General features: G+C 40.8%; 5 protein-coding genes and 1 pseudogene. 4 read left to right on the plus strand and 2 right to left on the minus strand.

Translation table 11 applies throughout. The annotated features are described in order from the left end of the window. Nucleotides 1-319 precede the first annotated feature (319 nt). Entirely contained in the window at nucleotides 320-847 is a 528-nt protein-coding gene (locus L656_RS0101300; protein ID WP_024597896.1) for a sugar O-acetyltransferase, read from the minus strand. Between the two features lie 159 nt (nucleotides 848-1,006). On the opposite strand from L656_RS0101300, the gene L656_RS0101305 reads away from it, so the two are divergent. The 4 genes from L656_RS0101305 (at nucleotide 1,007) to L656_RS0101320 (ending at nucleotide 6,398) form a co-directional block, all read left to right on the plus strand. Next, on the plus strand, nucleotides 1,007-1,771 hold the full coding sequence (locus L656_RS0101305) for a DeoR/GlpR family DNA-binding transcription regulator (RefSeq protein WP_024597897.1): 765 nt from the start codon (nucleotides 1,007-1,009) through the stop codon (nucleotides 1,769-1,771). 40 nt (nucleotides 1,772-1,811) lie between these two features. After that, entirely contained in the window at nucleotides 1,812-3,632 is a 1,821-nt protein-coding gene (glmS, locus tag L656_RS0101310) for a glutamine--fructose-6-phosphate transaminase (isomerizing) (protein ID WP_024597898.1), read from the plus strand. A gap of 112 nt (nucleotides 3,633-3,744) precedes the next feature. Then, nucleotides 3,745-4,935 (plus strand): alpha/beta hydrolase-fold protein, encoded by a 1,191-nt coding sequence (locus tag L656_RS0101315; RefSeq protein ID WP_024597899.1) that lies wholly within the window; start codon nucleotides 3,745-3,747, stop codon nucleotides 4,933-4,935. 161 nt (nucleotides 4,936-5,096) lie between these two features. Next, a complete protein-coding gene (locus L656_RS0101320; protein ID WP_024597900.1) occupies nucleotides 5,097-6,398 on the plus strand; it encodes a DEAD/DEAH box helicase in 1,302 nt (433 codons plus the stop codon). A gap of 79 nt (nucleotides 6,399-6,477) precedes the next feature. On the opposite strand, the pseudogene L656_RS0101325 reads toward L656_RS0101320, so the two are convergent. Continuing rightward, a pseudogene (locus L656_RS0101325) lies at nucleotides 6,478-6,845 on the minus strand (5-methyltetrahydrofolate--homocysteine methyltransferase); the annotation flags it as partial.

Below are 6,845 nucleotides of genomic sequence, written 5' to 3' on the forward strand. Positions count from 1 at the left end.
CAGAAATGTGACGGGTTTTTTGCTGTCTGGGATTTAGTAAATAGCCAAGAGCCCATGCCGAACTCAGTAGTGAAACCAAAGCTTCTACCGATGATAGTGTAGCATTTGCTATGTGGCTCTCCACCGCTGTGGGCACTACGACATTCTACTGCGTAGCGCACCGACTTCAAATTGTAGAAAGCCCGATTCGAAAGAGTCGGGCTTTTTTACGTCTGCAGAAAAGTAAAATACGCGCAATTAATACACACTCATATCAACATCCATCACGTAGGGCGAGCGAGCGTAGTGACTCCTGACGCTAAAATCACATCGAGAATATCTACAGTGTTCTTACTTCACGAGCTGGGTTACCCGCTACTACAGTATTAGGCACTACATTTTTAGTAACCACAGCACCCGCACCCACAATACTATTTTCACCAATACTTACACCCGCTAAAATAATTACACCTGCGCCAACCCATACGTTATTGCCTAACGCGATAGGTGCTGCAAAGTTTTCTTTATTAAGCCTTTCTACTGGATTAGTAGCATGTGATACAGCTAAAAACTGAACGTTCGGACCTATTAAGCAGTCATCACCAATGGTGATTGAGTTATTGGCTAATGGCGAGTCAAGAAGTGTGCAATTAATATTAATAAAAGTACGATCACCAATAACGATTTGATTACCGTAATCACAATGAAAACCTGATTCGATAATTACACCATCACCCGACTTTAAAAATAACTCTTTGATACGTTTTAAGTTGCCTTTACTTGGGCTCTTATTAAATAAACGGCAGGTTTCACCTGCTTGCTTTCGCTGTGCTAAGTAATCTTTACTGATACTGTTAAATGACTGCATTGTATTTATCTTTATAACTTAATTAGTTATAGCTTACCGTACTTTTAGTTTTATTATTATTAGAATAAAACTGTGTTTTTTTTGCTCGTTCACTTGCCATTTAGGTTGTTTCGTTTAAAATCGCATAACTTTCGAAACGAAACTTAATTCACGAGCTTTATGACTAAACGAAACACACAACAGCGTCGTCACAATATACTGGTTCAGGTTAATGAACTAGGTGAAGTAGTTGTTGAAAAGCTAGCTGAGCAGTTTCAAACATCAGAAGTAACCATTCGAAAAGATTTAACCTCGCTTGAAAAAAGTGGCTTATTACTTCGCCGCTACGGTGGTGCTATTGCACTACCTAAAGAAATTGTTAGCGATGAAGTAGATTCAAAGCGCAAAGTAGCAATAGCAAAAGCGGCAGCCTCACTTATAAACGATCATAATCGCATTATTATTGATAGCGGACGCACTACAGCAGCGATGATCCCTGAACTTGCCAATAAACGTGGGCTCGTTGTTATGACCAATGCGATTAAAGTCGCTAGTCGTTTATTAGCACTCGAGAACGAGCCAACACTTTTGATGACCGGTGGAACCTGGGATCCGCATTCTGAGTCGTTTCAGGGGCAAGTTGCCGAAAATGTATTATGCTCTTACGACTTCGATCAGCTCTTTATTGGTGCTGATGGTATAGATGTAAAACGTGGCACAACAACCTTTAATGAGTTAGTTGGTTTGAGCCAAGTAATGGCAGAAGCGGCTCGTGAAGTCATTGTAATGGTTGAATCAGATAAGATTGGCCGAAAAATACCAAATTTAGAATTACCGTGGAAAATAGTAACCACATTAATAACCGACAATGGCTTAGCAGACGATAAACGCAAAGCAATTGAGGCGTGTGGTGTAAAACTAATTTGCGCAGAGATTATACAGTAGCTACTGAGTAGCAAGTATTTAAAAAATTAATGGAGACACTATGTGTGGAATAGTTGGGGCAGTTGCAGAACGTCCAGTAAACAAAATTTTAGTTGAAGGCCTTAAGCGTCTTGAATACCGTGGTTACGACTCAGCAGGCGTAGCATTGCTTGATGGCAATACATTAAATACTGTTAAAGCAGTAGGTAAAGTGGTTAACGTAGAAGCTGCGCTAGAAAAAGCTGGCGTTAGTGGTCATACAGGCATTGCACACACACGCTGGGCAACACACGGTAGCGTTACAGAAGCAAATGCTCACCCACATGTATCAAACAACCAGTTAGCACTTGTGCACAACGGTATTATTGAAAACCACGCAAGCTTACGCGCATCGCTTAAAGAAGAGGGCTACGAGTTCCTATCTGAAACGGATACCGAAGTAATGGTGCACTTAATTCATAAGCTTCGTAAGCAACACGCAACGTTACTTGCAGCAGTACAAGCAGCTGTTAAGCAGTTTGAAGGTGCGTTTGGTACTGTTGTATTTGATAAAGCGAACGACAACGAAATCATTGTAGCGCGCTCAGGTAGCCCTCTTGTTATTGGTTTAGGCCTTGGCGAAAACTTTATTGCGTCTGATCAGTTAGCACTACTACCTGTTACTCGTAGCTTCATCTTTTTAGAAGAAGGCGACGTAGCGCGTATTACACGTGACACAGTAGAAATTTTTGATGCAGACGGCAACGCAGTTGAGCGTGAAGTGATTGAATCAAACATTACGCAAGATGCATCAGGTAAAGGCGATTACCGTCACTACATGCTAAAAGAAATTTACGAGCAACCACTTGCAGTACGTAATACGCTTGAAGGGCGTTTAAACGACGACCGCGTAGCAATTGATGCCTTTGGCGACAGCGCTCAGCAAATATTTAAAGATGTAAAACACGTGCAAATTATTGCCTGTGGTACGTCTTACCATTCAGGTATGGTTGCACGTTACTGGCTTGAGCAATTTGCGGGTGTTAGCTGTAATGTAGAAATAGCTTCTGAATTTAGATACCGTCAGTCGTTTGTACATGAAAATAGCCTACTTGTTACTATTTCTCAATCGGGTGAAACTGCCGATACGCTAGCTGCGTTACGCCTAGCTAAAGAGCAAGGTTACATGGCTTCAATGACTATTTGTAACGTACCTGGTTCATCGCTTGTACGCGAATCAGACCTAGCCTTTATGACTAAAGCGGGCGCTGAAATTGGCGTAGCATCTACTAAAGCATTTACTACGCAACTAGTTGGTTTGTTAATGCTTACAGCGTCTATCGCGCAAGAAAAAGGCCTTGATCAAAGCGCAATTGTAAATGCAATTAAAGTACTTCCAGCTAAGCTAGAGGAAACATTATTACTCGCTGATGGTATTGCAGATCTTGCAGAAGAGTTTGCCGACAAGCACCACTCATTGTTTTTAGGTCGTGGCTCACAATACCCAATTGCAATGGAAGGTGCGCTTAAGCTTAAAGAAATTTCGTATATTCATGCAGAAGCCTACGCAGCGGGCGAGCTAAAACATGGCCCACTCGCACTTATTGATGCCGACATGCCAATTATTGTTGTAGCACCAAACAATGAGCTATTAGAAAAGCTTAAATCAAACGTAGAAGAAGTACGCGCACGTGGCGGCATTATTTATGTATTCGCAGATAAAGATTCACACTTTGAGTCAGACGACACAATGCGTGTAATCAACGTAAACCACACTGACGACATAATTGCGCCAATTGTTTACACACTGCCATTACAGTTACTGTCGTACTACGTAGCGGTAATTAAAGGTACTGACGTTGATCAACCTCGTAACTTGGCTAAATCGGTTACGGTTGAGTAAAATCAATAAGTTATTATTTATTAGTTAAAACTAAAAAGGCGCTCAATGCGCCTTTTTTTGTACCTCAAAGCCTGTTAGATTAAATAACACACTACTTTCTAAAGGGTTAGCTATGCGTTTATCAACTGCTATTTTTATATGTAGCTTATTTATAGTTTGTTCTAATAACACACTAGCAGAGCCTGATTTAAAACAGCAAACCATTAACTATACGCAACAAACACATACTATCAATTCAGCAATTTTAAATGAGCTACGTACCGTTGTAGTTCAACTTCCAAAGAGTTACCAAGCTAATCCAAACAAAGTTTATCCAGTTATTTATCGCCTAGATGGCGCGGGTAACATACCGCTTATAAGTGCTGTAATGGATCGACTGAAAAATAATAATCGTGCGCCTGAGGTTATTATTGTCGCTATTGAAAACACCAATCGCTTAAGAGATTTATACCCCACAGTTAATAAAGAGCCACAAGGCCCGGTAGGTGAAGGCGGTGGTGCAGCAAAGTTTTTAGCATTTATTGAGCAAGAACTTATGCCTTTAATTAATAAAAGTTACCGTACGCACAATTATAATGTGATCGCAGGAGCGTCTGCGGCAGGCGTATTTTCGCTTTATACAATGCAAGTTAACCCTGAGCTTTTCCAAGCACACATTGCTTACAGCCCTGCCGTTTGGTGGAACTATGGCGCATCAGTAAAAGCGACTAAGTCGTTTATCAATAAATCAAAAGATCTGAATAACTATGTTTATATAAATATTGGCGAAGAAGCTGGCTTAATGCGTGAACGATATAATGAGCTGCAGCAAGCTTTGCAATCTAATAGCTTGCCAAATTTACGCTTTTTCAGTGATGCATTTGATAATGTATCGCATAACTTAACATCGGCTGCAGGGGTATTTAATGCCTACCATAATTTGTTTTTACCCAAACAAATGCCAATGAGTGCTTTAAGCGATGATATAGAATCTATTGATGTTTATTATAAAAAGTTATCTCAGCAATGGGGGGAGCAAATAACACCTCCAGAGGCGGCTGTTAGGCAACTTGGTTACAACCTAGTAAATATGCAGCAATATGAGCGTGCTTTGGCAGTATTTAAGCATAATGTTAAGCATCACCCACAATCTGTTGATGCACTATGGGGGTTAGGTTATGGCTATGAATTAAAAGGTAATATACAACAAGCACTTATTAAAATAGAGGCTGCTTTAAATGTTGCAGATACCACATACCCCTATTTAAATGCCTTAAAAGAGACTAAAAGTAGATTGCAAACGCAGTTAAATAAAACCCAGTAATATAAAAGGGCAAAGCGCGGGGGGTAGCCTGCGCTTACAGTTACCTTTACAACACGCAGCTGTTACCTATAAAAAACATTTAAATCACTAACCCCTACTTAATAAGCGCTAAATACGCTAAAATTGCAGGCTACTTTTTTAGCAATAAGCCCATAACTTTTATGACCTCAGCCACAAGCCCTAGCACGTTTACCGAACTTGGCCTTATTCCAGAGCTATTAGCTCGTTTAACCGATTTGGAATATACCCAGCCTACGCCAATTCAAGCTAAGGCTATACCTTGTGTGCTTGCGGGCAGTGATTTAATTGCGGGGGCGAATACTGGCTCAGGTAAAACAGCTACATTTGCTTTGCCTATGCTACAAAAGCTATTTTTAGAGCAGGGCTCTAAAAAAGCAGCGAGCAAAGGTAACTTTGTAACGGGGCTTATTTTGGTACCTACCCGTGAGCTTGCTACGCAAGTGGCCGATAGTGTTAAATCGTACTCTGCAAACTTTAATGGCGCGATTAAAACAGTAGCTGTGTTTGGTGGTGTGTCGGTTAATACACAAATGCAGGCTCTTCGTGGCGGTGCTGATATTATAGTGGCAACACCAGGACGTTTACTCGATTTAATCTCAAGCAATGCTATTAAGCTCGATAAACTAAATACGCTTGTGCTTGATGAAGCCGACCGCATGCTAAGCCTTGGTTTTACTGAAGAGCTTGCTGAGCTTTTAGCGTTAATGCCTGCTAAAAAACAAACCATGTTGTTTTCAGCAACTTTCCCTGAGCAAGTTAAGCTATTAACGCAAGATCTATTAAGCGACCCTGTTGAAATACAAGTACAAAACAAAGATGAAAGCACCTTAGTACAGCGTGTTTTTACCGTAAACAAAGGTGAAAAAACCACAGTTTTAGCACATTTAATTAAAATGCATAAATGGCGCCAAGCGCTGATTTTTGTGAACGCGAAAAAAGACTGTGAGCATTTAGCTAGTAAACTTGAAAAGCGCGGTGTTAATGCACAAGTTTTCCATGGCGATAAAGGCCAAAGTGAGCGTACTCGCGTAATAGAAAAATTTAAAGCGGGCGAAATCGAAGTACTTATCGCAACCGATATTGCTGCACGTGGTTTAGATATTGAGAAGCTGCCAGTGGTAATAAACTTTAACCTACCACGCAGCCCTTCTGATTATATGCACCGTATTGGCCGAAGCGGCCGTGCTGGTGAAGTTGGTTTAGCGTTATCGTTAATTGATTATGAAGACTTTCATCACTTTAAAATTATCGAGAAGAAAAACAAACTACGCTTAGAGCGTGAAGAGGTTACAGGCTTTGCTGTAAACCAAGCTAACCTTGATGCTGCACAGGCGCTTAAAAATGAAAAGCCAATGGCAAAACCAGAAGGCACAGGCAAGAAAAAGAAAAAAAATAAAGCCGATGATATAGATGATGTATGGAGTGGCTGGCGCCGTAAGTAACAATAGAGCTAAATAAATAGCTGTAAAAAACCCGTAATTAGTAAATCTAATTACGGGTTTTTAAAGTGCTAGTTTTAAATTAATGGTCGTGATCGTCTTTCTCTTGCGCAATACCCAGCCAAGTAATTGCACTTGGGGCAAAAGTAAGCTCAACCTCACTTTCAATTTCTAAGTCTTCTAAGTGTACTTGCATAACGTGCTGAGCAATCGGGTCGGCTACATAAGCAAACTGACCATTTTGCGCCACTGTCATGCTAAAGCTCATACCCTCGGGCATGGTTGATACATCTTGTTCGGTAATATCAACTTGGCCTTCAAGCTCCCAATGCATTTCGCCATCATGGTCGTGTGCGCTAAATACATTTAAAAAGCCTAAGCTGTCTAATATTAAAAAGTGCTCGCCATGGGCAGAAAAAGAGTACGACACAGCACTTGCGCCATCGGCTA

It is taken from the genome of Pseudoalteromonas sp. TAE56, from assembly GCF_000497955.1.
Classification (GTDB): Bacteria; Pseudomonadota; Gammaproteobacteria; order Enterobacterales; family Alteromonadaceae; genus Pseudoalteromonas.

Coding starts and splice junctions, on each gene's coding strand:
- L656_RS0101300 (WP_024597896.1), bottom strand. CDS start 847: ATGCAGTCATTTAACAGTATCAGTAAAGATTACTTAGCACAGCGAAAG.
- L656_RS0101305 (WP_024597897.1), top strand. CDS start 1,007: ATGACTAAACGAAACACACAACAGCGTCGTCACAATATACTGGTTCAG.
- L656_RS0101315 (WP_024597899.1), top strand. CDS start 3,745: ATGCGTTTATCAACTGCTATTTTTATATGTAGCTTATTTATAGTTTGT.
- glmS (WP_024597898.1), top strand. CDS start 1,812: ATGTGTGGAATAGTTGGGGCAGTTGCAGAACGTCCAGTAAACAAAATT.
- L656_RS0101320 (WP_024597900.1), top strand. CDS start 5,097: ATGACCTCAGCCACAAGCCCTAGCACGTTTACCGAACTTGGCCTTATT.